Here is a 1450-nt window from a genome sequence, read left to right as displayed (position 1 = left end):
ATCAACGAGTCGAAGGTCGACGTCGCCCACGAGGCGACCGTCGGCAAGATCGGCGACGAGGACATCTTCTACCTCCAGTCGCGCGGTCTCGACGATGACGACGCAAAACAGATGATCGTCTCCGGGTTCATCGAGCCGATCACGGAAGAGCTGCCGATCGAGTACGCCGTCGAGCTGAACCGGCTCGTCGAACTCGAGATGGAGGGCTCGCTGGGGTGATCTAATGCCAGAGTGCGCACACTGCGGAGCACACGTCTCACAACAGTTTGTAACTGTGTTCGGGTTAGACGGTGGTGACGTGGTTGCCTGTCCGGCGTGTTCTAATAAGGCAAACATCGCAGAGACAGTGTTATCCCGCCGCTCATAGCGAACGATGGAACACTGCTTCGCATGTGACAGTGACTACGGGTATCTTGGAACGACACCGCACGAGGGCTCCTGTCCAACCTGTGGCTCGTCAGTCGTTACGCCGGCAGGCGAACTCAGCGTCGTCGACACGACAACGTGGGAGAGTGCCAATAGTCTCTCGACAATCCACGTGACAACGGTCGATGCCCACTCTCGTCGCTTCGAGTTTGTCGTTTCGGCGCGTCGCGGGCGGGGAGAACTCGTCTGTCTCGCCATTGATGGCGTGGCGGTACCCACTGATACGGTGTGGTCAGTCCCGGCTGCCGTCGCTACGAGAGTTACCGCACACGGAATCAGGCTCAGTGATTCAACGCCAGCTCAAAGCACATGATGAACAGTATACGACAGACACACGGTCGGTCGTGTCTGTTCTGTCTCAGTCACGAGAGGTGATGTCAGTTGGTGAACGAACGCACTAACGAAGAGCGACCGGATACAGTTTCTCAAAAAGATGGTACTGAGAGGCCCTCATCAAGCGAAGCTAACGAGAGACAATCTGTTACCGATTCTGTTTCGGAGAAGAATAGAGACGGACAGCACACTCAAACGACATGTCCGGAGTGTCAAGGACGAGTTCGTCGACCCGGCGACAGCGCGGACGCGGTCTGTGACGACTGTGGACTCGTTGTCCCAGACGCGACGCTTGATACGGGTATCGAACGATACACGCCGAGCGGAACCAGCGATCAGGACTCTCGCCTTGGGCCATTGAGCACGAACCTCTTACACGATAAGGGATTGTCAACGAAGATAGGGTGGCAAGACACCGACGCAAAGGGGAACTCGCTGTCGGGAGAACGGCGACGACAAATGCGTCGGCTTCGACAGTGGAATGGGCGCTTTCAGCGGCACTCATCGGCGGATAGGAATCTTATGCATGCGCTCGGTGAGATCAATCGCATGGCTTCCGCGCTTGGTGTGCCTGACAGCGCCCGAGAGACAGCAGGCGCCGTCTACCTGAATCAAGGAGAGAGTCCCGGCCTTTAGCCCGGGCGTGAATCCGACACTCCACTTCACAACCACGTTCGACGCTTACTCCAGG

Annotated in this window: 3 protein-coding genes; all 3 read left to right on the top strand. The window is 57.4% G+C overall.

All coding sequences use genetic code 11. The features are described from left to right. A partial coding sequence (locus C464_RS12495; protein WP_006114079.1) for a SufD family Fe-S cluster assembly protein occupies positions 1–219 on the top strand: 219 nt, incomplete at its 5' end. A gap of 4 nt (positions 220–223) precedes the next feature. Next, positions 224–367, top strand: a complete 144-nt coding sequence (locus C464_RS20065) for a DUF7563 family protein (RefSeq protein ID WP_425433497.1) — start codon at positions 224–226, stop codon at positions 365–367. A 443-nt stretch (positions 368–810) separates the two neighbouring features. After that, the gene (locus C464_RS19945; RefSeq protein ID WP_152420938.1) at positions 811–1395 is read left to right on the top strand and encodes a TFIIB-type zinc ribbon-containing protein; all 585 of its coding nucleotides are present in this window, start codon (positions 811–813) and stop codon (positions 1393–1395) included. The last annotated feature ends 55 nt before the right edge of the window (positions 1396–1450 follow it).

It is taken from the genome of Halorubrum coriense DSM 10284, assembly GCF_000337035.1.
Lineage (GTDB): Archaea > Halobacteriota > Halobacteria > Halobacteriales > Haloferacaceae > Halorubrum > Halorubrum coriense.
Note: the sequence above shows the minus strand (reverse complement) of the source record. Positions and strands in the feature narration are given on the sequence as shown.

Excerpts from the sequence above, each read along its gene's own strand:
- C464_RS20065 (WP_425433497.1), top strand. The coding sequence starts at position 224 with ATGCCAGAGTGCGCACACTGCGGAGCACACGTCTCACAACAGTTTGTA.